The sequence below is a fragment of the Xanthomonas citri pv. citri genome (assembly GCF_000961215.1).
GTDB classification, from domain to species: Bacteria; Pseudomonadota; Gammaproteobacteria; order Xanthomonadales; family Xanthomonadaceae; genus Xanthomonas; species Xanthomonas cissicola.
In genome coordinates this window covers 4,693,195-4,715,347 of the sequence record NZ_CP008998.1, presented here as the reverse complement: position 1 = coordinate 4,715,347, position 22,153 = coordinate 4,693,195, and the positions used below count along the sequence as shown (strand labels likewise).

20 protein-coding genes and 1 pseudogene are annotated in these 22,153 nt (G+C 65.6%); 10 read left to right on the top strand and 11 right to left on the bottom strand.

Annotated elements, in window-relative coordinates:
- Positions 1–96 precede the first annotated feature (96 nt).
- The 4 genes and pseudogenes from panE to AMD14_RS20785 all read right to left on the bottom strand — a co-directional run bounded on the left by panE (position 97) and on the right by AMD14_RS20785 (position 3,318).
- Positions 97–1,035 carry a 2-dehydropantoate 2-reductase gene (panE, locus tag AMD14_RS20800; protein ID WP_011052713.1) on the bottom strand — a complete coding sequence of 313 codons (939 nt, stop codon included), beginning with the start codon at positions 1,033–1,035 and terminating at the stop codon, positions 97–99.
- 115 nt (positions 1,036–1,150) lie between these two features.
- Positions 1,151–1,477 (bottom strand): annotated as a pseudogene (locus AMD14_RS20795) (DUF3800 domain-containing protein); the annotation flags it as partial.
- A gap of 36 nt (positions 1,478–1,513) precedes the next feature.
- Entirely contained in the window at positions 1,514–2,326 is an 813-nt protein-coding gene (locus tag AMD14_RS20790; RefSeq protein ID WP_170913597.1) for an ABC transporter permease, read from the bottom strand.
- The gene (locus AMD14_RS20785) at positions 2,323–3,318 is read right to left on the bottom strand and encodes an ABC transporter ATP-binding protein (RefSeq protein WP_011052711.1); all 996 of its coding nucleotides are present in this window, start codon (positions 3,316–3,318) and stop codon (positions 2,323–2,325) included. Before AMD14_RS20785 ends, AMD14_RS20790 begins: the two co-directional genes overlap by 4 nt.
- Positions 3,319–3,354: 36 nt before the next feature.
- On the opposite strand from AMD14_RS20785, the gene AMD14_RS20780 reads away from it, so the two are divergent.
- A complete protein-coding gene (locus tag AMD14_RS20780; protein ID WP_162010803.1) occupies positions 3,355–4,182 on the top strand; it encodes a ferredoxin--NADP reductase in 828 nt (275 codons plus the stop codon).
- Positions 4,183–4,261: 79 nt separating this feature from the next.
- On the opposite strand, the gene ftrA is transcribed toward AMD14_RS20780, so the two are convergent.
- Entirely contained in the window at positions 4,262–5,272 is a 1,011-nt protein-coding gene (gene ftrA / locus AMD14_RS20775; protein ID WP_011052709.1) for a transcriptional regulator FtrA, read from the bottom strand.
- A gap of 128 nt (positions 5,273–5,400) precedes the next feature.
- On the opposite strand from ftrA, the gene AMD14_RS20770 reads away from it, so the two are divergent.
- From AMD14_RS20770 to AMD14_RS20760, 3 genes are all read left to right on the top strand, one after another.
- Positions 5,401–5,751: a DUF3088 family protein gene (locus tag AMD14_RS20770; protein ID WP_015463716.1), complete on the top strand. Its 351-nt coding sequence runs from the start codon at positions 5,401–5,403 to the stop codon at positions 5,749–5,751.
- Positions 5,752–5,796: 45 nt separating this feature from the next.
- Positions 5,797–7,977, top strand: coding sequence for a TonB-dependent receptor (locus AMD14_RS20765; protein ID WP_011052707.1), 2,181 nt, complete (start codon positions 5,797–5,799; stop codon positions 7,975–7,977).
- 61 nt (positions 7,978–8,038) lie between these two features.
- Positions 8,039–9,448 carry a hypothetical protein gene (locus AMD14_RS20760; protein WP_040107692.1) on the top strand — a complete coding sequence of 470 codons (1,410 nt, stop codon included), beginning with the start codon at positions 8,039–8,041 and terminating at the stop codon, positions 9,446–9,448.
- A gap of 72 nt (positions 9,449–9,520) precedes the next feature.
- Here AMD14_RS20760 and dmeF read toward each other — a convergent pair whose 3' ends face one another.
- Positions 9,521–10,543, bottom strand: a complete 1,023-nt coding sequence (gene dmeF, locus AMD14_RS20755; RefSeq protein WP_011052705.1) for a CDF family Co(II)/Ni(II) efflux transporter DmeF — start codon at positions 10,541–10,543, stop codon at positions 9,521–9,523.
- A gap of 65 nt (positions 10,544–10,608) precedes the next feature.
- Here dmeF and AMD14_RS20750 point away from each other — a divergent pair, with 65 nt between their 5' ends.
- Positions 10,609–10,881 carry a metal/formaldehyde-sensitive transcriptional repressor gene (locus AMD14_RS20750; RefSeq protein ID WP_003487297.1) on the top strand — a complete coding sequence of 91 codons (273 nt, stop codon included), beginning with the start codon at positions 10,609–10,611 and terminating at the stop codon, positions 10,879–10,881.
- A 118-nt stretch (positions 10,882–10,999) separates the two neighbouring features.
- Here AMD14_RS20750 and AMD14_RS20745 read toward each other — a convergent pair whose 3' ends face one another.
- On the bottom strand, positions 11,000–12,562 hold the full coding sequence (locus AMD14_RS20745; protein WP_040107691.1) for a GH39 family glycosyl hydrolase: 1,563 nt from the start codon (positions 12,560–12,562) through the stop codon (positions 11,000–11,002).
- A 447-nt stretch (positions 12,563–13,009) separates the two neighbouring features.
- Between AMD14_RS20745 and AMD14_RS20740 the strand changes: the two genes are divergently transcribed.
- From AMD14_RS20740 to AMD14_RS20720, 5 genes are read left to right on the top strand one after another with little or no spacing between them, the layout of a single operon-like run.
- Positions 13,010–13,597, top strand: a complete 588-nt coding sequence (locus AMD14_RS20740; RefSeq protein WP_005929261.1) for a hypothetical protein — start codon at positions 13,010–13,012, stop codon at positions 13,595–13,597.
- Entirely contained in the window at positions 13,594–13,794 is a 201-nt protein-coding gene (locus AMD14_RS20735; protein WP_005914830.1) for a helix-turn-helix transcriptional regulator, read from the top strand. The genes AMD14_RS20740 and AMD14_RS20735 overlap by 4 nt, the downstream gene beginning before the upstream one ends.
- 54 nt (positions 13,795–13,848) lie before the next feature.
- A complete protein-coding gene (locus AMD14_RS20730; RefSeq protein WP_011052702.1) occupies positions 13,849–15,450 on the top strand; it encodes an alpha/beta hydrolase in 1,602 nt (533 codons plus the stop codon).
- A gap of 31 nt (positions 15,451–15,481) precedes the next feature.
- Positions 15,482–16,228, top strand: a complete 747-nt coding sequence (locus tag AMD14_RS20725) for an ABC transporter ATP-binding protein (protein ID WP_003487292.1) — start codon at positions 15,482–15,484, stop codon at positions 16,226–16,228.
- The gene (locus AMD14_RS20720) at positions 16,225–17,418 is read left to right on the top strand and encodes an ABC transporter permease (protein ID WP_003487291.1); all 1,194 of its coding nucleotides are present in this window, start codon (positions 16,225–16,227) and stop codon (positions 17,416–17,418) included. Before AMD14_RS20725 ends, AMD14_RS20720 begins: the two co-directional genes overlap by 4 nt.
- Positions 17,419–17,653: 235 nt before the next feature.
- Here AMD14_RS20720 and AMD14_RS20715 read toward each other — a convergent pair whose 3' ends face one another.
- The 4 genes from AMD14_RS20715 to AMD14_RS20700 form a co-directional block, all read right to left on the bottom strand.
- Positions 17,654–18,664, bottom strand: coding sequence for an energy transducer TonB (locus AMD14_RS20715; RefSeq protein WP_011052701.1), 1,011 nt, complete (start codon positions 18,662–18,664; stop codon positions 17,654–17,656).
- Positions 18,665–18,803: 139 nt separating this feature from the next.
- Positions 18,804–20,333 carry a tryptophan halogenase family protein gene (locus tag AMD14_RS20710; RefSeq protein ID WP_011052700.1) on the bottom strand — a complete coding sequence of 510 codons (1,530 nt, stop codon included), beginning with the start codon at positions 20,331–20,333 and terminating at the stop codon, positions 18,804–18,806.
- Positions 20,334–20,343: 10 nt separating this feature from the next.
- The gene (locus AMD14_RS20705; RefSeq protein ID WP_011052699.1) at positions 20,344–21,357 is read right to left on the bottom strand and encodes a cupin-like domain-containing protein; all 1,014 of its coding nucleotides are present in this window, start codon (positions 21,355–21,357) and stop codon (positions 20,344–20,346) included.
- Complete coding sequence (locus AMD14_RS20700) at positions 21,347–22,048, bottom strand: SapC family protein (RefSeq protein ID WP_003487286.1); 702 nt, start codon at positions 22,046–22,048, stop codon at positions 21,347–21,349. The genes AMD14_RS20705 and AMD14_RS20700 overlap by 11 nt, the downstream gene beginning before the upstream one ends.
- Positions 22,049–22,153 lie beyond the last annotated feature (105 nt).

The window sequence follows — 22,153 nt, the reverse complement described above, 5'->3', positions numbered from 1 at the left end:
CCCGCTCCCTTCTCCCGCCTGCGGGGGGAAGGTGCCCGAAGGGCGGATGGGGGAGACGGCTCACACGCGCAGGCGGCGCACAGTTGCCCGCCATCATCAGCGATGCCGCAGCACCTGATACGCCTGCAGGTGCACATTGGCGGCCATCAGCAGCGGGGCATTGCGGCCGGTCTCGCGCACGCGCGCCAGCATGTCGCCGACGATCTGCGCCGCTTCCACGTCCTGGCCGGCTTCCAGGTCGCGCAGCATCGAGGCCTTCAACGGCGAATCCACCTGCAACAGCGTCTGCAATGCTTTGGCGCGTGCGGGCTCGGGAATCGATTGCCCGGCTGCATCGGCGGCCCACAGGCATTCGTTGTACAGGCCGTTGATCAACGCGCGGCCGTCGTCGGTGGCCACGATCGCACCCACCGGCGCACGCATCAAGCAGGTGGCCGCGGCCAGCGCGGTGAGGAAGCTGTACTTGATCCACTGTTCCTGCGCGATCTGCTCGCTGGCCACATGGGTGATGTCGGCCTGCGCACAGGCGGCGGCAAACGCCTGCACCCGCGCCGAATGCGCGTCGCCGCTACGCTCGCCGAAGGTCATCGCCGCCGGCTTGCCCAGGTGCAGAATCTCGCCGTGCTCGCCCTTGGTGGCGCTGATGAAGCACAGCCCGCCCAGTACACGCGCCGCGCCGAAGCGTTCGTCCAGTGCCGCGTAATGGCGCAGCCCGTTGAGGATGGGCAGCACCGTGGTGTGCTCGCCCACCGCCGGCGCAATCGCCTCGATGGCGCTGTCCAGGTCGTAGGCCTTGCAGCTGAGGATCACCAGATCGAACGGCTGCTGCGCTACCAATGCCGGCAAGTCCTGGGCGGTGACATGCGCCACCTGCAGATCGGCATCGCCCAGCGGGCTGCGGATGCGCAAGCCGTCTGCCTGCAACTGCGCCGCACGCGCTTCGCGCAACAGGAAGGTGACGTCGACGCCGGCCTGCGCCAGGCGTCCGCCGAAATAGCCGCCGGTGCCGCCGGCGCCGAGGATCAGGATGCGCATAGGTTCTCCGTTCAATGTGATGTTGGGTACATGCCGGATGTAGTGATAGACTTCGTGCCGGATCGGGGATTCTCGGTCGGCATTAGGCTCTGGCGGATTCGCCGGGGCCTTTTGTTTATGGAAAACACTTCAAGCCGTAGCCCAGATAGCGTCCAGTTCGATCCTTATCGAGTTTTTGCTCAATCACCTGCCAGGCCCGGTTGGGCTGCAGTGGATGAAGCTGGCGTGTTCCGATGGGGCGCGCGATTAGATCCGCCAATTGAAGGCCAATTGCGTTGCTCTTCTTATCGCAGATGACCGGATCGAATGGCAGTTCAAGTCCGGAGAAATTATCTCCCCCGCAGATGCGGCGGAACGCCAGTTCCAGATCTTGATCTTCACTGCATCCCCGCGCTTCGCAGAGCACGTGCGTAGTCAACGGCCATCCCATGGTCGCCACTCTCATCGACAAAGACGATGTAGTCGCTGAACTGTGCCATCAGCTCCGCAGCCCCACGCCCCGGCGCAGCAGCCACAACGCCAGCGCGCTGAGCACGGCGACAAAGCCCAGCATCAGTGCGTAGGCCACCCAGATCGGCACATCCGAGCTACCGAGCAGGCCGTAGCGGAACGCGTTGACCATGTAGAAGATCGGGTTGGCATGCGTCGCGGCTTCGGCCCAGCCGGGCAGCAGTTTCACCGAATAGAACACGCCGCCCAGGTAGGTCAGCGGGGTCAGGATGAAGGTGGGCACGATCGCCACGTCGTCGAACTTCTTGGCGTAAACCGCGTTGACGAACCCAGCCAGCGAGAAGATGGTCGCGCCCAGCAGCACCGTGGTCAGGGTGACGAATGGATGCGGGATCCGCACCGGAGTGAAGAACATCGCGATGATCAGCACGATCGCCCCGACCATCACCCCGCGCAGCACCGCGCCGGACACGTAGCCCCACAGGATCACCCAGTTGGGCATCGGGCTGACCAGCAGCTCTTCGACATGGCGGCCGAACTTGGCGCCGAAGAAACTCGAAGAGATGTTGCCGTAGCTGTTCTGGATCACGCTCATCATCACCAGGCCCGGCACGATGAATTGCATGTAGCTGTAGCCGCCCATTTCGCCCACGCGCGAGCCGATCAGCCCGCCGAAGATCAAAAAGTACAGCGTCATGGTGATGGCCGGCGGCACCAGGGTCTGGCCCCAGATGCGCAGGATGCGCTGCACTTCGCGGCGCACGATGGTGCGCAGCGCAATCCAGTTGCGTTGGCGGGGTGTGGCGGGCGTGGCGGACATCGACGGCTCCGAAGGACTCATGGGTGGCCTGCCGGGCGCACGGGCGCCGCTTCGGCAGGAGCCGGGGCGGCGACGGTCTCGCCGGGCCCGGTCAGGCGAACGAACAATTCTTCCAGCCGGTTGCTCTTGGTGCGCATCGAGCGCACGCGGATGCCGGCATCGCCCAGCGCGGCGAACACGCGGTTGAGGTCCATCGCGCGCGGCATGTCCAGATCCAGCGTGTGGCCGTCGATGGCGGTGAGCGTGGTGCCTTCGATCACCGGCAACTGCGCCGGCAGCTCACCGTCGATATCGAACAGGAAGCCTTCCACGTCGAGCTTGGCCAGCAGTTCGCGCATCGGCCCCTGGGTCACGATCTGGCCGTGATTGATGATGGCCAGGTTGCGGCACAGGTGCTCGGCTTCTTCCAGGTAATGCGTGGTCAGGATAATGGTGGTGCCGGCGGCGTTGATGTCCTTGAGCACGCGCCACATGTCGCGGCGGATCTCGATATCCACACCGGCGGTGGGCTCGTCCAGGATCAGCAGGCGCGGCTGGGTCATCATGGCGCGGGCGATCATCAGCCGGCGCTTCATGCCGCCGGACAGCGTGCGGCTCATCACCTGGGCCTTCTCCCACAGGTGCGCGCGGCGCAGTTCCACTTCGGCCAGCGCCTCGGCCTCGCTGCGCGGCATGCCGTAGAAACCGGCGTAATTGACCAGGATGTCGAACGGTTTTTCGAACAGGTTGAAGTTGATTTCCTGCGGCACCAGGCCGATCAGCCGCATCGCATCGCTGCGGTGACGGACCAGGTCGGTGCCGAACACGTCCACCTGTCCGCCGGACAGGTTCACCAGCGAGCTGATGATGCCGATCAGGGTGGACTTGCCCGCCCCGTTGGGGCCGAGCAGGGCGAAGAAATCGCCTGGCGCCACGTCCAGCGAGACGCCCTTGAGCGCCTGGGTGCCGTTGTCGTAGGTCTTGCGCAGATCGCACACGCGCAGGGCGGGCGCAGTGGGAGATGGGGAATTCAAGCCGGGTCCTTTGCGCCAGGGCGACGGCGCAGCGAGTTGCAGCCCGTTATTATAGAAGCCCGTTGGGGTTTGCCCCGATCACAGACTGTCCCAAATACGTTCGTGCCCGTTCAATTCCCCCTCAAGCTTGTCGACCGGCGCATGATTGCGCCCACCGTGGCCCACTGCCAGTTCGTCCGTGACGACGGGCAGCCGCTGGATTTCCAGCCCGGCCAGTTCATCCAGATCCATTTCGACTACGCCGATGGCACGCCGACCAAGCGCAGCTATTCGCTGGCGACCATCCACGATCATGCGCTGGGGCCGGGCGAGGCAGTGGAGATCGCGGTGAGCTTCGTGCCCGGCGGCTCGGCCACGGCCTTGTTCGAGGGCCTGGAGATTGGCGACCAGTTGCAGGCAAGCGGGCCCTACGGGCGCTTTTGCCTGCAGGCGGGCGATCACAACCGGCGTTACGTGCTGATCGCCACCGGCACCGGCGTCACCTCCTACCGCTCGATGCTGCCGCTGCTCGCCGAGGCAATCGCCGCCCGCGGTGTGCAGGTGGTGTTGCTGCAAGGCGCACGCACCCCGGCCGAGTTGCTGTACGGCGACGACTTCCGCGCGTTTGCCGATGCGCATCCGCAGTTCCGCTACGTACCGTGCTTCTCGCGCGAAGTGCCCGCCCAGCCGCACGCCGATGTGCGGCACGGCTACGTGCAGCAGCACCTGGCCGAGTTCGCGCCCGATGCCGCGCACGACATCGCCTACCTGTGCGGCAACCCGGACATGGTGGACACCTGCCTGGACGCGCTCAAAGCCGCCGGCCTGCCGAGTGCGCAGATCCGCCGCGAGAAATACGTCAGCTCCACGCCGCCGAAGGTCTGAAGAGCCGCACAGGCGTCATCATGCGGGCGGCGTCTGTGCGCCGCCGCCGGGCTATGGCGCGCGATATGCATCCACGCGCTCAAATCCCCTCGCCAGCGTCGCGATGCCCGCCGAACACGCGCCGGTATTGCGTTGGCGACAACGCCAGCGCGCGGCGGAAGTGGTGCCGTAGCGTTTCGGTCGAGCCGAAGCCGCAGCGCGTTGCGATCTGTTCGATGTCGGCGCCGGAGGTTTCCAGCATCTCGCGCGCACGGTTGAGCCGTTCGTTGACGATCCATTTGCCCGGCGACATGCCGGTGGTGGCCTGAAACCTGCGCAAGAACGTGCGCCGGCTCATACCTGCCGCGCTGGCCAGTGCGTCCACGCAGTGGTTGGCGGTGAGGTCCTGGGTGATGCGCTCGAGCAGGGGGCCGAGCCGGGTGCTTTCGTGGATCGGCGGCACCGGGCGGTCGATGAACTGGGCTTGCCCACCATCGCGGTGTACCGGCATCACCAGCCGTTTGGCGACCTGGTTGGCCACTGCCGGGCCAAAATCCGCGCGCACGATATGCAGGCAGAGATCGATGCCGGCAGCGCTGCCGGCCGAGGTCAGGATGTCGCCCTCATCGACGTAGAGCACGCCCGGCTCCACGGTGATTTGCGGGTAATGGCTGGCCAGCACCTCGGCATTGCGCCAATGCGTGGTGGCCCTGCGCCCCTGCAGTAGACCCGCCTGGGCCAGCACGAACGCGCCGGCGCAGATCGAGACGATGCGCGTCCTTCGCTTGTGCGCACGTTGCAACGCCTTGATCAGCGCAGCCGGTGCCGACGCGCTGGTATCTCTCCAGCTGGGAACGATGATGGTGTGCGCAGCATCGAGAAGATCCAGCCCGCCATCCACTTCCAGGCGAAGCCCGCCAAGTGCGCGCAGCGGGCCGGGTTCGGCCGCTGCAATCGCAAACCGATACCAGCCCGGGCCCACTTCCGGGCGCGGCAATCCGAAGATTTCGGTGGTGATGCCGAATTCGAACAAGCCCAGCTGGTCGTACGCCACCACCACCACCAGGGGTGGCAAGCCATGGCGGCGCGCGCGGGGTGTGGAGGTTGGCATGAAATGACCGCTAGATGGCGTTTACGCCACTTTCACCCATCGCCTGCTGCTGCGCAACATGGCGCCTGGTCCTTGTCGTGCGGGCTGAGCCATTGGCCAGGCCGCACCTTCCCCCCGGAGAGCGATCGGTGAGCAACCCGCCAGTGCGCGACACCTTATTCCTGGCCGACACCGCATTCGCGGTCGAGGGCGCTGGCCCGTTCTACTGCGGCGACTGCATCGCCATCGAAGGCTTGCTCAGCATTGCCCCGGCCATCGCGCAGGGGCTGGAGATCCGGCGGCTGGCGTTTCCGCGGCCCAGGCAGGTGCTGGTCGATCTGCTGGGCGAGCAGCAGCAGTCGCTGCCGGTACTGGTGCTGGCCGGCACCGATGTCGAGGTGGCGGGCAGCAAACCCGCTGGGCATTACCGCGTGATCGACGACGAGGCCGCCATTCGCGCCTACCTCTCGCACCGTTTCGCCGTTGCACGGCAGCGCTGAGGTACGCGCGCTCCGGCCTTCCACCTGCCTTTCTGGAGAACGCACATGACGTGCACGCAAGCCACGCTGCTGTCCTTGTCGATTGCCGCCGCATTGGGCTGCATCGGCGCCGCACGCGCGCAGCAGACAGCCACGGTGCAAGCCACCGAGGCGACCACGCTGGACCAGGTCGTCGTGAGCGGCCGCCTGCGTTCGCTGGAGCAATTCACCCCGACCGGCAGCCGGCTCAATCTGTCCGCGCGCGAGACGCCCGGTACGCTGGATGCGATCAACGCCGCCGCCATCGAAGCACGCGGGCTACGCAGCGTGGAGAAGGCAGCCGAGAGTTTGCCAGGCATCAACACTGGCGGCTCGCCGGGAAATCCGGCGACCTTCTCGATGCGCGGCTTCACCGACGGGCAGATCACCATCCTGCACAACGGCCTGTATCTGGGACCGTCGAACATGACCAACCGGCCGCAGAATACCTTCAACCTGCAATCGGTCGAAGTGTTGAAAGGCCCGGCGTCGGTGATCTATGGCCAGGGCGCGGTGGGCGGCGCGGTCAATGTGACCAACAAGGCGCCGACCTTCGGCCCTGCGCAATACGAACTGCTGCTGGGCGCGTCCAGCTACGGCGGCCGGGTATTCGGCGTCGGTGCCGGCGGCGGCATCAATGATGATTGGGCGTATCGCGCCGACATCAGCCAGGTGTCGTCTGATGGCTATGTGCACGGCGCCGATTCCAGCGCGATCAACGCCACCGTGTCGCTGCTGTGGCACCCGCGCGAAGACATCAGCGCGCAATTTTCGCTGGATTACGCAAAAGACCAGCCCTCGACCTACTTCGGTACCCCGCTGTTGCCGGCCGCTGCGGCACGCACGCCCATCAACGGCATCCTGCGCGCGCCCAATGGCGAAGTGGTGGATGCCGCCACGCGCCGCACCAACTACAACGTGGCCGATGCCAGCATCGACTCGCGTCAGCTGTGGCCGCAGGCCTATCTCAAGTGGAAGGTCACCGATGCCATCACCGTGCAGAACATGGCCTATTACTTCCATGCCGATCGGCGCTGGATCAATGCGGAGAACTACACCTACAACCCGCAGAGCGGGCGCATCGAGCGTGATCGCTTCTTCGTGTATCACGAGCAGGCGCTGTGGGGGAATCAGACCAGCGCGACCTTCGACCAGCGCATCGCAGGGCTGAAGAACCGGCTTGTGGTGGGGCTGGATTACAGTCGCCTGGACTTCGTCAGGAACCGCGGCTTCCCCGATGGCGACAGCGTGGCGGTGGACGCACGCGGACCAAGCGGTGAATTCGGCGAACGCGTGCGCCGACGCAGCCCCACCACCTGGACCAATGCCGCGCTGTTTTTCGAAGATGCGCTGGATGTCACCGACAAGGCAAAACTGGTACTCGGCGGGCGCTACGAATATCTCGATCTGGATCGCAAGAACTTCGGTCCGGATGGTGGGTTTCAGGCGGCATCGAGTTTCTCACGCACCTACCGCCCGGCCAATGGCCGTCTCGGTCTGGTCTACGCGCTCACCCCGAACATCACCCCGTACGCCTCTTACACCACCGCCACCGACCCGGTCGGTTCCAATATCTTCATCGTCAATGCGGGGCAGGATTTTGCGTTGAGCAAATCGCGGCAGGCGGAAGTCGGCGTCAAGGCCGCCACGGCCGATCAACGCCTGAGCGGCACGCTGGCGGTCTATGACATCAAACGCAACAACATCCTGGCGCTGACGGCCCAGGACGCGCTCAGCAACATCGGGCGGCAAACCTCGCGCGGGTTCGAACTCAGCGTCGATGCGCAGCTGACCTCGCAGTGGAGCGCAAATGCCAACTACGCCTACGTCGATGCCGAGTACGCGCAATTCATCGACAGCAATAGCGGCCTGGACGCCTCCGGCAACCGCCCCACCAATGTACCCAAGTCGCTGTTCAATGCCTGGACCAGCGTGAGAAACGTCGCCGGCCTGCCGCTGGAGCTGGGCGCCTCGGTGCGCCATGTCGGAACGCGCTACGGCAACCTCGCCAACACGCTGCGTCTGGAGTCGTACACCTTGACCGGTGCGTACGCCACCTACGATATGAATTCCGAGGTGTCGCTATCGCTGCACGCGGACAATCTGTTCAACACGCACTACGTGCAATGGGCGGACGTGTTCTATCCCGGGCAGGTCATCCTGGGCTTGCCACGGACGGTGGAGCTGAGCCTGCATGCACGTTTCTGACCGGCTGGCACGGCCCAGGCCGAAGATATTCTGGGTCGCCTGGTTGCATCGCTGGACGGGCGTGGCGTTCTGCCTGATGTTCGCAGTGTGGTTCGCCAGCGGGCTGGTGCTGGCGTTGGTGCCGTTCCCGGCGTTAAGCCCGCAACAGCGCTGGAGCGAGGCCGAACGCATCGATCTGCGCAAGCTGGCGGTTGCACCTGCGCAGGCGCTGCGCCACGTCCACGACGCCATCACGCTGCGCTTGGTGTCGATCGACGGTCGCCCCGGGTACGTGGTTGGCAGCGCGACCACCACGGCCACGGTGGATGGCATCGATGGTCGCGTACGTGAGCGGCTAAGCGCCGGAGCGGCCAGCAGGATCGCCGCCGGTTTCGGCCATGCTGGCGTGCGGCGGCTGGATGGCCCGCTGGATGACGACCAATGGGTGGTGCATCAGAAGTTCGATCCGTGGCGGCCGTTCTATCGCGCTGCGCTGGACGACAGCCTTGGCACGGTGTTGTACGTGTCGGCGCGCACCGGCGAAGTGGTGCAACGGACCCGCGCCAACGAACGCGCCTGGAATTGGGTCGGCTCGATTCCGCATTGGCTGTATTTCACCCAGCTCCGGCGCAGTTTCACTGCCTGGGACCGCACCGTGTGGTGGCTGGCGCTGGCGGCGTTGTGCAGCGCGAGCGCCGGCACCGTGCTAGGTGTGTACCGCACCTGGCAACGCGCGCGTAGCCCCAAGCCGGCGTGGTCCGGTTTCCGCGGTTGGCTGCGCTGGCATCACGGGCTGGGCCTGGTCGCCGCCGTGTTCGTACTGGGCTGGATCTTCAGCGGCTGGCTGTCGATGGATCACGGCAGATTGTTCTCCAGAGGCATTCCGGACCCGGGGCAGGTGGCGCGTTATTCCGGAGCGCCGTTGCCGGTCGTGTTTGCAGGCATCGATGTCGGCGCACTGCGCTGCCTGTCGGGCGCGACGCAGATCGACTTCACTGCGGTCGGCAGCGGTCCCGTCGCCGTTGCACGCAGCCCCGAAGGCACGGTGGTCAGCGAAGGTTTGGTCGGCCGCATCACCGGCACTCGGCTATCGCCTGAGGTGATCCGGCAAGCGGCCGCGCGCGTGTGGACACTCGATCCGCTGCCGGGCGTGCCTGACAGTGGCGAAGCGCTGTATCGCCAGGCCGACGCAATCGCAGCCGATGCCGTGCGGCTGACAACAGCAGCGCCCGCGCGCACCGCGCTGTATTTCGACCCTGCCAGCGGTACGGTGTTGTTGGCGCTGGATGCCAGCCGCCGCACTTACGCTTGGCTGTATCTGGCCATCCACACCACTAACGTCCCGTTGCTGCAGTCGCATCCTGTGATCAGGCGCGTCGTGCAGATCGTGCCGCTGCTGCTCGGGCTGGCGTTCTCGCTCACCGGTGTGGTGCTTGGCGCGCGGCGACTGCTGCTGAGCTTGCGCAAGATCAGGCCGGCGGTGACTTCATGATGTCTGCTGTGTCAGCGATCAACTGAAAATCGCCCGCCAACCAGCGCGCGATGGCACTGCGCTGCCGAGTTGCTAGGCCGCAGCAGGGAGCGCCGGCGGGCGCTGCAGCTCGACCGTGACATGCACCAGTTCTTCGTGGATCTGCAGTGCTTCGCGCACCAGGTCCGCATCGATGTCGGCTGCAGTGACCAGGCTGACGACGCAGGCATAACGCTCGCTGCCGACGCGCCAGACATGCAGGTCGTCGATGTCGATCGCATGCCCAAGCGCGGCGATGACCTGCTTCACTTCCGCCACCACCGGCGCGTCCATTTCCGCATCCAGCAACACGCTGCCGGTGCTGCGCAGCAATCCCCAGGCCCAGACGGTGACCAGCACCGCGCCGACGATGCCCATGAGCGGGTCCAGCCAGGTCACGCCCCAGTGCATGCCGGCCACCAGCGCCACGATGGCGAGCACCGAGGTCGCGGCATCGGCCACCACATGCAGATATGCCGCGCGCAGATTCAGATCGCTGTGCGTATCGTGGTGATGACCATGACCATGACCATGACCATGACCATGACCATGACCATGACCATGACCATGACTGTCGTGTGTGTGACCATGGTGATGCCCGTGCGCGTGGCCATGTCCATGCGAATCGCGCAGCCACCACGCGCAAATCAGGTTCACCAGCAGGCCGATCACTGCGATGAAGGTGGCTTCCTGATACTGGATGGGCTTGGGCGTGAACAAGCGTTCCACAGACTGGAATGCCATCAGCCCGGCCACGCCCAGCAACAGGATCGCGCTGGTGTAACCGCCCAGCACCTCCACCTTCCAGGTGCCGAAGGTGAAGCGCACATCGCCGGCATGCTGCCGCGCGAAGCGATAGGCGAACAGCGCCAGTCCCAGCGCCAGCGCATGCGAACTCATATGCCAGCCGTCGGCGAGCAGGGCCATGGAGTTGAGCGTCCAACCGCCCACGATCTCCACCATCATCATGAGCACGGTCAGGATCACCGCCTTGCGGGTGCTGCGCTCGGCGAGCGGGTTGGCGCTGGCAAAGGTGTGCGACTGGGTGCAATGCGGCGCGGCGTGCGTGATCGACATCGGCGGTGGCTCTGGCTAAGGTACCCCCACAGGGTATCCTAAATACCCCTGGGGGGTATACGGCGATGGCACATCTCAATCAGGACAAATCCAGACTGCTCGCGCGCGTGCGCAGGATCCGCGGGCAGGTGGAAGGGCTGGAAAAAGCCCTGGCGCAGGACGTGGACTGCACCGCGTTGCTGACCCAGGTGGCCGCGTTTCGCGGCGCGGCGCAAGGCTTGATGGTCGAGTTGCTCAGCGAGCATCTGAAGCATCACGTCGCCGCACCCGAGGCACCGGGCGAGCGTGAGCTGGCGGTGGATGACATCACCGCCATCCTCAAGACCTATCTGAAGTAAGCGCGGCCGACAGACAATTGCGCCCACCCTGGGCCGGCTGTGGTCCATGCGCGTGGCACGGTCTGCATGGGCGGGTCGCGCCCCGTCGTTCTAACGCGTGGCACCCCGACTTCTGCGGTCAGCGCGCCACCGGCTCCAGCGTCAGCAGCACCACATCGTTGCTGCGCATCGGCACGTTGATCTCGACCACGCCATCGGCGCCCACACGCACACGCCGATCCTGTTCGGGGGCATCGCGCGTGGCCTGTCGCAGCTGCGTCAACTGGCGCGGCGCCAGGTCCTTGGGCATGCCCATGTCGATGTACAGCGACAACGGGTCGTTACGCCGATAGCCGGTCTTGCGCACCTGCAGCTGGTACGTGCCGGCAGGCACATGGGTCATGCGCATGCGCAGCGGCGCGCTGTCGGTGGCGGGCACCTGTTTGGTGTAGAACGGCGTATTGCTCACCGCCTGCACGGGCTGCTGCCAATCCCACACCAGTGCGGCGACGCGCGTGCCGTCCACTGCGGCGAGGGAATGTGCGTCGCTCAGCGGCACATCGCGGCCCTTGAGCGCATGCAAGTACTTGTAAGCGAACCAGGCCGGTTTGCGAATGCCTTCGCGATTCATCAGCCCAAACCCGCCGTGGAAGGGCGTGGGCGGTGGGCCGGGTTCTTCGAACAGATCGGTATAGGTCCAGTAACTCATGCCCTGCACCAGGCCTTGCACCTGCTTGAGCTTGGTCAGGATGTACGGCGCGCTGATGTAACTGTCGTGGACGAAATCGCGCGGCGTATAGCTGCTGCTCCACTCGGTGAAGTACAGCGGCAGGTTGGGAAATGGCGAGGCCTGGATCTGCGCGCGCACGCGTCGCACATCGCCGACGATGGCATCCGGCGATGCGGACAGCTTGGTGTCCTGCTTGCCGTTCTCATCGAGAAACCCGCCATCCACGCCATAGGTATGCGTCGTGACGAAATCGATCGGCAGCGTGTTCTTGGCGACGAAGGCCAGTAACTCGGGTACCCAGGCGGCGCCTGCCGTCGATGGGCCGCCAACGCGCAGTTGCGGGTCGATCGCCTTGATGGTGCGCGCCGTGTTCGCATACAGATCGAAGTACGCCTGCTGGTCGGCGTTCTCCCAGAAATCCTTCAGATTGGGCTCGTTCCACACTTCGAAATACCACTGGCGCACTTCCTCGGCGCCGTAGCGCGCGCGGATGTGGCGCACATACGCATCGATCAACTGCGTCCACTTGGCAGGATCCGGATGCGAGGTGTTGCCCTTCCAGTAGAACAGCGTCTGCTCTGAGGTTTTCATCGCGCTTGGTGTGAAACCCAATTCGACGAACGGGCGAATCCGCTTGGCCAGCAGCGCGTCGTACAACTGGTCCAGCTTGGTCCAGTCGTACACCAGTTTGCCGTCGACCTCTTTGACGGTGCCGAGCACATCATGGAAGACATCGTGGAAGCGGATGTAGCGAAACCCCAACTCCTGCATTGCAGGCACCAGATGCGCCTGCGTGTCGTTGCGGATCAAGGTGCCGGGAAAATCCGAGCCGACCGACAGGTCGTAGAAACGATCGACCGGCGCGCCAGCCGTGGCCAGATCCAGCTGGATCGTGCGCGGCGCTGCGTGCTGCGCCATGGCAGAGGTCGCTGCGCAGCACAGTGCCGCTACCAACAAGAAATCTGACCGCATCGTCGCTGCTGCTGAAGTTCGAGCCGGCAGCGTAACGCATGCGCGGCAGACCACTGCCGACCTGCGGCGTGATGCAGCGAGGCCAGCAACACAGCTGGGCAGCCGCCATGCGAACGCGGCCGTGGCTCGGCAGCGGGATGTGCCGCGCGTACGCTGCGGCGGCTGTGTGTCGTCTGTACCTACCAGCCGACGTCCCGCGACGGGTGTTCGCCGCTTGGGCCAGGCAATGAAGACGGATGCGGAAAACCGCGTTCGAATGTGTAAAGGGTGCTTGACAGTAAGCGCCAGTGGGCGCATCTTGCCTGTCAAGCGTACTTGACAGGCGAATGAGATGCGGCGGCAGCATAGGCGAATGGAATGCAGGCATGACCGCGCAACGCGATGCGCTGTGCGCACGGTCGCCGGGCATGCGCGCAGTGCGCGTCATGGCTTGGCCGAGGCCGTGCGATGACAAGCTGCAAACGCAAGGCGCTGCTGGTGTTCTGCGTGGGACTGGCCTTCCTCGGCATTGGGCTGCTCGGTCTGTGGCAGGTGCTGCCGTTAAACAACTACCTTGCCGGGCTCAGCGCCGGCATCGGTGGATCATGCATGCTGCTGTCGGTGCCGATGTGGCTGATGCGCGGCAGCATGCGCGACAGCGCCCGCCCGATGCTGGCGCAACGGTATTACCGCGAATTCGGCATCCCGATGGTGTTGTACGTACTGGTGATGCTGTTCTGGCGCTATCTGCTTGGGCATGTCGGGTCCAACTGGGCGCGGGTGTTGATCGCCCTGCTGCCGGCGGTGCTGGTCGTACTGGTCATTCGTGCGGTGGCGCGTTACGTGCGCGATTCTGATGAAATGCAACGGCGGATCGAGCTGGAAGCGATCGCCATTGCCGCCGGGCTGGTCAGCGGTGCGTACATGACGGCCGGATTTCTGCAGGCCGCCGAGTTGATCGATGTTCCGGCGAGCGCGGCGATGCTGTGGGTGTTTCCCCTGCTGTGCGCCATCTACGGCATCACCAAAAGCATCCACGCGCGTCGTTTTGAATGAATAGCCGCGTGCGCGAATTGCGCGAGGCCAATGGGTGGTCGCAAGGAGAGCTTGGCGAACGGCTGGGTGTGTCGCGGCAGACGATCAATGCGCTGGAAACCGGCAAATACGATCCCAGCCTGCCGCTGGCGTTCCGTATCGCACGCTTGTTTGGGGAATCGATCGAGCACGTTTTTCTTTACGAAGAAGGGCAGTAACGGTCACGTGTGGCCGCATGCAACGTCAGGGGACAGGCAATGCCAGGAGATAGGATGACGATGGTCAAGCAATCCACGATGGTGGCGGCAGTGCTGATCGCGATGCTGGCTGCCGGATGCCAGCGCGCTGCAGCGCCGGCCGCAGCGAACGACGTTGCAGCAAAGCCCACCGCGACAGCGCCCGGTACCACTGCGCCGCAGCCTGCGGCAAACAACCCACCCGGCAATGCCGCAGGCAATCCTTACGGCACGTTGCGGTTCACCCCGTGCACGCTGAGCGCCGGCGGTGCTGCCGGCAATATCGAAGCGCAATGCGCGAGCCTGCGCGTGCCGGAAAATCCGGCCGCACCGAACGGGCGCAGCATCGCGTTGAAGATCGCCTGGCTGGAAAGCGAGGCCGGCGGGGGCAGTACGCCGGACCCGGTGTTCTTCATTGCCGGTGGGCCGGGGCAATCGGCCACCGAAGTCGCTGCGATCGTGGACATGGGACTGCACGAAGTGCGCAAGCAGCGCGACATCTTTCTGGTCGATCAGCGCGGCACCGGTGGCTCGCATCCGCTGGAGTGTCGCGACGCGGCCGGCAAGCCGCTGGCGCTGGACAACAGCAGCGAAGCCACCGCCGAGCAATTGACTGCGTATGCGGCCCGATGCGCCGAGGGTTTGCGCAACGACGCCGACCCGCGGTACTACACCACCAGCGAAGCCATTGGCGATCTGGATGCGGTCCGCGCAGCGCTTGGCGTGCAGACGCTGAATCTGATCGGTGCCTCGTACGGCACGCGCGTGGCGCAGCACTATGCCGCACGTTATCCGCAGCACACGCGCACCGTGGTGATCGATGGCGTGGCGCCGAACGATCTGGTGATCGGCGGCGAGTTCGCGCGTACCTTCGAAGATGCGATTGCGCTGCAGTCTGCGCAATGCCGCCAGCAGCCTGCATGCGCCAAGCGCTTTCCGGTCGATACCGCCACGCAGTTGCGCCAGGTGGTCGAGCGGCTGCGGCAGGCACCGGTGGCGGTGGAGTATCGCGACCCGCGCACCGGTGCCTTACGCCACGAACAGGTCACTGCCGACACCGTGGCCGGCCTGGCGTTCGGTTTCTCGTATGCGCCGGAAACCGCGTCGCTGCTGCCGTTGGTGCTGGACGAAGCCGCCGCAGGCCGTTACCCCTCGTTGATGGCCTTGGCGCAGATAAGCGCGTCGGGCATGTCCGATCAGATGAATCGCCTGATGCAATGGTCGGTGTTGTGCAGCGAAGATGCCGGGCGTTATCACCCACCCGCACACCAGGACACCACGTTGCTGGGCAACGAGGTCGCCGAGATGTTCTTCGCACCATGCAAGGTGTGGCCCTCCAAGCCGGCGCCGGCTGCCGCGAGCGCCCCGTTCCGCTCCACGTTGCCGGTGTTGCTGCTCTCCGGCGCGCTCGACCCGGTCACACCGCCACGCTATGCCGAGCGCGTGCTGCAGGGACTGCCCAACGGCCGGCATGTGATTGCGCCCGGGCAGGGGCATGGCGTGTTCCGGCTGGGCTGCATGCCCAAGGTGCTGAGCCAGTTCATGCAGACCGCCGATGCCAAGGCGCTGGATACCACCTGCGTTGCCAGCCTCAACACCGTGCCTGCCTTCACCTCGTTCAACGGATGGGAACCATGAGCCGCATCGACCACGCCACGGAGGCGCTCGCATGATCGTCGTCGATACTCTGCATAAGTCGTTCAAGACCAAGACCGGGCTGGTGAAAGCCGTCGACGGGGTCAGCTTCAGCGCCGCCGATGGCCAGATCACCGGGCTGCTCGGCCCCAACGGCGCCGGCAAGACCACCACCTTGCGCATGCTCTACACGTTGATGGGGCCCGACCAGGGCAGCGTCACGGTCGATGGCGTGGATGCCGCCCGGGATCCGGTGACGGTGCGCCGCGCACTCGGGGTGTTGCCGGACGCACGCGGCGTCTACAAGCGTTTGACCGCACGCGAGAACATTGCCTACTTCGGCCAGTTGCATGGCATGTCGCGCAGCCAGATCGCCCAGCGCACGCAGCTGCTGGCCAGCGCGTTGGACATGGACGACATTCTCGACCGCCAGACCGAAGGCTTCAGCCAGGGCCAGCGCACCAAGACCGCGATTGCGCGCGCATTGGTGCACGACCCGCGCAACGTGATCCTGGACGAGCCCACCAACGGCCTGGATGTGATGACCACCCGCGCCATGCGCGGCTTCTTGCAGCAGCTGCGTGCGGAGGGGCGCTGCGTGATTTTTTCCAGCCACATCATGCAGGAGGTCGCCGCGCTGTGCGACCGCATCGTCATCATCGCCAAGGGCAAAGTGGTGGCCTCCGGCAGCGCCGAGGAATTGCGCGCTGCCACCGGTGAACACAATCTGGAAGACGCCTTCGTCAAGGCGATCGGCTCGGACGAGGGGCTGCACGCATGAGCACCACATCGTTGTTGTCCACGCTGTGGACCGTGCTGCGCAAGGAATTGCGCGACATCTCGCGCGACCGGCGCACCCTGGCATTGGCGTTGCTGTTGTCGCCGCTGCTGTACCCGATTCTGATCCTGGGCATGGGCGCCCTGAGCGAAAGCCGGGTACGCACGCAGATCGACAAGCCGCTGGACATCCCCACGCTCGGTCGCAGCAATGCACCGAATCTGGTGCGATTTCTGGCCGCGCAGGGGCTCAATGCCGTGGATGCGCCAGCCGATCTGACCGCGGCGATCCGCAACCAGGATGTGGATGTGGCGCTGCGCATCAGCGACAGCTACGCCGAGGATTGGCGCGAAGGCCGGCCGGCGCTGGTGGAGATCATCAAGGACAGCACCCGACGCGAGGCCGATGTGCCGAGCATGCGCTTGCAGGCCGCGCTCACCGCCTACAGCCAGCAGGTCGGCGCCTTGCGGCTGCTGGCGCGCGGTATCGACGCGCAGGTGTCCAGGCCCCTGGAAGTCGCCGCGCAAGATCTGGCCACTGCCGAAGCCAAGCGCGGCCAGATGATGGCGATGCTGCTGCCGGTGTTGCTGGTGATCACCTCGTTTCTGGGCGGCGCGTCGTTGATTCTGGACGCCACCGCCGGCGAGCGCGAACGCCAGTCGCTGGAGCCGTTGCTGGCCACGCCTGCGCCGCGCAGCGCCATCGTCAGCGGCAAGATCGCTGCGGCCTGCGTCATCGGCATGGTGTCGCTGTTGCTCACCTTGCTGGCATTCAAGCTGAGCGCGCAGCTCTCCACATCCAATCTGGGCCGCCAGCTCAATGTCGGCTTCGTGCCGATGCTGCAGATGCTCTTCATCCTGGTACCGATGCTGTTTGTCGGCACTTCGCTGCTGACCTATCTGGCCGCCGCGGCCAAGAGCATGAAGGAAGCGCAGGCGCACATGACCTGGTTGCTGCTGCTGCCGATGCTGCCAGGCTACGCCTTGATGGCCTATCCGCTGAAGACGCAGCTGTGGCATTTTGCGGTGCCGTTTCTGGCGCAGAACCAGATGCTGTTGAAGGTGATCCGCCACGAGACCATCAACCTACAGACGTGGGCGGTGTATCTGCTGGCCGGTTTCGGTGTGGCGGCATTGCTGTGGTATGCGGCAGTGCGCCGGTATCACCAGGAGCGTCTGGCGATTTCGGGCTGAGGTTGTTGCGTGGCGGCTGTTTGCTGCAAGTTCCTGCGGCACCCTCCAACGCGCAATACCGACGCTGCACCATCGCCACAACGCACCATCGCCACAACGCACCATCGCCACAACGCACCATCGCCACAACGCACCATCGCCACAACGCACCATCGCCACAACGCACCATCGCCACAACGCAAAAGCCCGCATCGCTGCGGGCTTTTGCGTTTCCATGTCATCGACGACGCAGGCATCAATCGCCCGGATTGAAGGACAGCGTACGCCGCGTGGTCACCGGTGCGGCCACCGGTTCGAAGCGCCAGCGCTTGACCGCGTTGAGGGCTTCGCGGTCGAACACGCGCGGCGGGTTGGCGCGCAGCACGCGCGAGGCGGTGATCGAGCCGTCGGTACCGACCGTGAGTTCCACCAGCACTTCGCCCGAGGTACCCGAGCGCAGCGCTTCGGCCGGGTAGCGCGGTGCCGGGGTGCTGATCGGACGCAGCGACTGCGCGGCCGGTGCGGCTGCAGCGGCGGCGGCCGGCGCCGGACGCGGGGCCGCCGGTGTGGGTGCCGGCGCTTCGGCCTGACGCCGCGCAGCCGCCTGGCGCTCGGCCTCGGCAGTCTGCTGGCGGGCCGCTTCCTGCTGGGCGGCAATCTGCTGGGCAGCGGCGGCCTCGCGGCTCTGTTGCTCGGCCAGGCGCTTCTGCTCGGCCGCCTGCTTGGCCTTGTCCTCGACCTGCTTCTTGGCCTGCTCGGCATCCTGCTCGGAGCGGTTGGCAGCGGTCTTCATGCCGGTTTCCAGGCCGCTCTTCAGGCGTGGCAGTGCCGGTGCCTGCGGGTCGACCTTCTCGATCAACGCGATCAAACGCTGCGCTTCGGGAAACTCTTCGCGGCTGATGCCTTGTTCGGCGGCGATCAGCGTATAGGGAAGCAGATCGGTCAGCGCGCTATTGACGGTGGCGTCCTGCGGCTGCTTCTCGCGCAAGGCCAGGTAGTACTCCACCGCGTTGTCGCCGGCCGGGGCGTACATGCGGTTGTCCTGCAGCGCTTTGGTGGCCGATTCGCGCAACTGTTCGGCAGCCATCGACTGCACCTGCGGCGAGACCGCCGTGGCCGGCGTGGGTGCCGTTGCCGCCGGCGTGGCGCCGGTCGCCGGCGTGGTGGTGGCGGCCTTGTCTTCCTGCTTGGAGCAGGCGACCAGGCCCACCAGCAAAATGACCGGCGCGATCCGGCGTGCCATACGGCCCTGTGTCAGATCCAACATGCGTCCCCCTTACCCCGAGTGCGAAAGATAACGTTGCTGCGGCGAGCGCCGGCCATTGTTCCCGCAATGGACGGCAATGCCGCAATCTAGCATTGCTGGGGCGGTCTAAGCCAAGGGTTGCGCCGCAGATCGCCGAAATTTATCCCGCCGGGGTCGCCATGACCGGCGGGGCAGGGCAGTAGCGCTGCAGGAAGTCTGCGTGCGCAGGCAACCGCACCAGCGCCGCCTCCACCCGGGTGCGGATGGTTTCCAGAAAGCGGCTCAGCTCCGCATCGCCCATCAGGTCGGCCACCGGGTGGTGCTGTTGCGGCACCACCCCCTGGCCCAGCATCACCTGCACCCAGGAGTTCTCGGCGAACAGCTCGTTGGCCTGATGGAAGACCCGCCCGCTCTGGCGGAACAACTCCACCCGGTGGCGCAGCGAATCGGGGATGTCCATCGCCGCGCAGTCGCGCCAGAACGGCGTGTCGCGGCGATCGGTGGCGTGGTAATGCAGGATCACGAAATCCCGGATGTGGGTGATCTCCTGGGCCGCCTGACGGTTGTACTCGGCGATGTCGACAGCGTTGATCACCTGCGGAAAGGTCTGCAGCAGGCGGATGATGCCGCGCTGGATCAGATGGATATTGGTCGATTCCAGCGGCTCCAGGAACCCGCTTGCCAGGCCCAGCGCCACGCAGTTCTTTTCCCACACGCGGTGGCGCTGGTTGGGCGTGAAGCGCAGCGGCCGCGGTTCGGTGAGCGCGCGCCCGGTGAGGTTGCGTTCCAGTACCGCGCGGGCGCCATCCTGGTCCATGTAGCGGCTGGAATACACGATGCCGTTCCCCACCCGGTGCTGCAGCGGAATGCGCCACATCCAGCCGGCCTGATCGGCGCGCGAACGGGTGTAGGTCACCGGCGGGCCCACCGATTCGGTCTGCACCGCCAACGCGCTGTCGGCGAACAACCAGCGCGACCAATCGTCGCTGCCCACGCCCAGCGTCTTGCCGATCAGCAGGCCCGCAAAGCCGGTGCAATCCAGGAACAGGTCGCCTTCCAGCCGCGTGCCGTCCTGCAGGGTCAGTGCGGCAAGAAAGCCGCTTTGCGCATCGGTCTCCACCTGGCCGATGCGGCCTTCGACGCGGGAGACGCCGAAGCCTTCGCTGAAGCGGCGTAAGAAGCGCGCGTACAGCCCGGCGTCCAGGTGGTAGGCGTAATTCATGCCGCCATTGGGCAGATGCGCGAAGCGGCCTTCCTGCGCCGCACGCAGTTCCAGGCAGTAGTCGCCGAAGTCGCGCGCCACCCCGCGCTGGCGCCCCTTCAACCAGAAATGCTGGAACCCGGCGCTCCAGTGGTCGGTCCCGGCATGCCCGAAGGAATGGATGTAATGCTGGTCCACATCGCGCCAGTGTTCGAAGGCGATGCCGAGCTTGATGGTGGCCTGGGTGGCGGCCATGAAGGCGGCTTCGTCGATTTCCAGCAAGCGGTGGAAGGTGACCAGGCTGGGGATGGTGGCTTCGCCCACCCCCACCGTGCCGATCTCGTCGGACTCCACCAGGGTGATCTGCAGGTGCCGGCCCAGCAGTTTCGACAGCGCTGCAGCCGCCATCCAGCCGGCCGTGCCGCCACCGGCGATGACGACGCGGCGTACCGGGCGCTGCTGCGGGTCCGAAGGCGTGGTGTCGGGCATGGTCAAATCCTCAGCGATTCAAGCGTTGCAGCAGCCGCGCACGCAGGCTGCGCGCGCTGGACTCGTCCATCGGCGCCAGCACACCGCGCGCGGCATCGGGCAGATGCGCGGCGGTGCTGTCGTCGGGCTCGAAGACATAGTGACGGAACACTTCCTGCCAGGTGGCGCGTTGTTCGGCCGGCAGGTCGCGAATGGTCAGCAGCGCCAGCATCAGCGCGTTCATCGGCGAATCCATATAGGCCGGGCCCTGCCGCCACCAGAAATTGACCAAGACGTTGAAGCTCTCCAGTGCCTCGACGTGATGCCACCACATGCTGGGAATGAACAGCGCATCGCCCGGCGCCAACTCGGCGACCAGGGCGTGGTCCAGCGCCTGCGCATAGCGTGGAAAACGCTGCAGGTCCGGTGCGGCGATGTCCACCAGGCTGACCGGCTGCCCGGCCGGGGTGAGATCCAGCGGACCGATGTAGAGATTGGCCAGCTGATCGGGCGGGAACAGGGTAAAACGGCGTCGCCCGGCGACCACGCAGGCCAGGTTGTCGGGCAGGTCCTGATGGGCGGCGATGCGAGTGCGGTTGCCGATCCAGATGCTGGCCAGCGGCTCGCCCTGCGGCAGCGCGATCGGGTTATGCGCACGCAACCCGGGCAGGTAGGTGTCCAGCGTGGTGGAGCCGACATAGATCGCCGGTGGCTGGGAGGTGTGCAGGTCGCGCAGCAAGGTGTCCAGCACCACGCCCAACGGCACGCGTTCGGGGCGGAAGTTGAAGCCGCTCATGTCCGCGTTGTAGAAAAAGCGCCCACCGATCTCCGGTGGTCCAACCTGCGCCACCACCGCTTCGCCGCGGTCGAAGCCACGCAGGTAGGCGGCAGCGGCCTGCGCAGAACTGGCACCGGCGCGGGCCAGCGGCCAGTCGCGCACCAGCCCCCGCAGCACCAGCGGCGTGGTGGAGCGAAGGATGGCCGGGTCCAGCTGTTGCGGGTCCAGGCCGTGACGCTCTTGGATGGCGCGTGGCTCAGCCGGCATGACGGCGGTTCATGCGTTCGAGCAGATGGCGCAATTGCGCAATCGAGGCCACCGCCATGTACAGCGGTTCCAGATCGCCATGCCGGTGCAGTTCGAGCAGCGCCGCGTCGTCGAGTGCGCGCAGGCGTTCTTCGTGCACGACATAGAGCCCGGCCAGGCGGCATTCCAGGCCGTTGTTCAAGGTGGCTTCGAACACGAATGGTTCGAGCAGGTCGTAACGCAGCGCACGTTCGACGAATGCCGTGCTGGCCACCAGGCCATCGTGCAGCGTGCGCAGCACCTGGCTGATGTGGTCGAGAAATTCGGTGGTGCCGCCGTGTTCGCGAAACAGCAACTGGCCCTCGGTGGTGCTGACGCGTGGGCTGTCCAGGTCCACATGCACCATCGGCCCATCGGGCTGTTCGCCGATCAGGAACGGTTGGCGCTGGATCGCCAGCGGGATATAGGGCGCATCCCAACGCGCCCCATCCAGGAACAGGTTTTCGCCCAGGCGTAATCCCAGCAATGCCAGCGGCTGGAAACTGCGCTCGCCGCTGCGATGGAACACGATGGGGTATTGCGCCTGCAACTGGCGGAACTCCTGCGGAAAAGTCGCAGCCGACATCACGTCATCGCCATAGGCGGCGCCGTGCGCGGTGATCACGCGCAGATCGCGGTGATCGAGATTGTTCAACAACACAGCATTGGTCATGGGGGATAGGCACGGCACGCGGGGGCGCGTGGCCCATGCTTCAACGAATCGCCACTGCACGGCAAGCCCCGGATGCGTTCACGTCCTTGGGCGGGTGCAACGGCC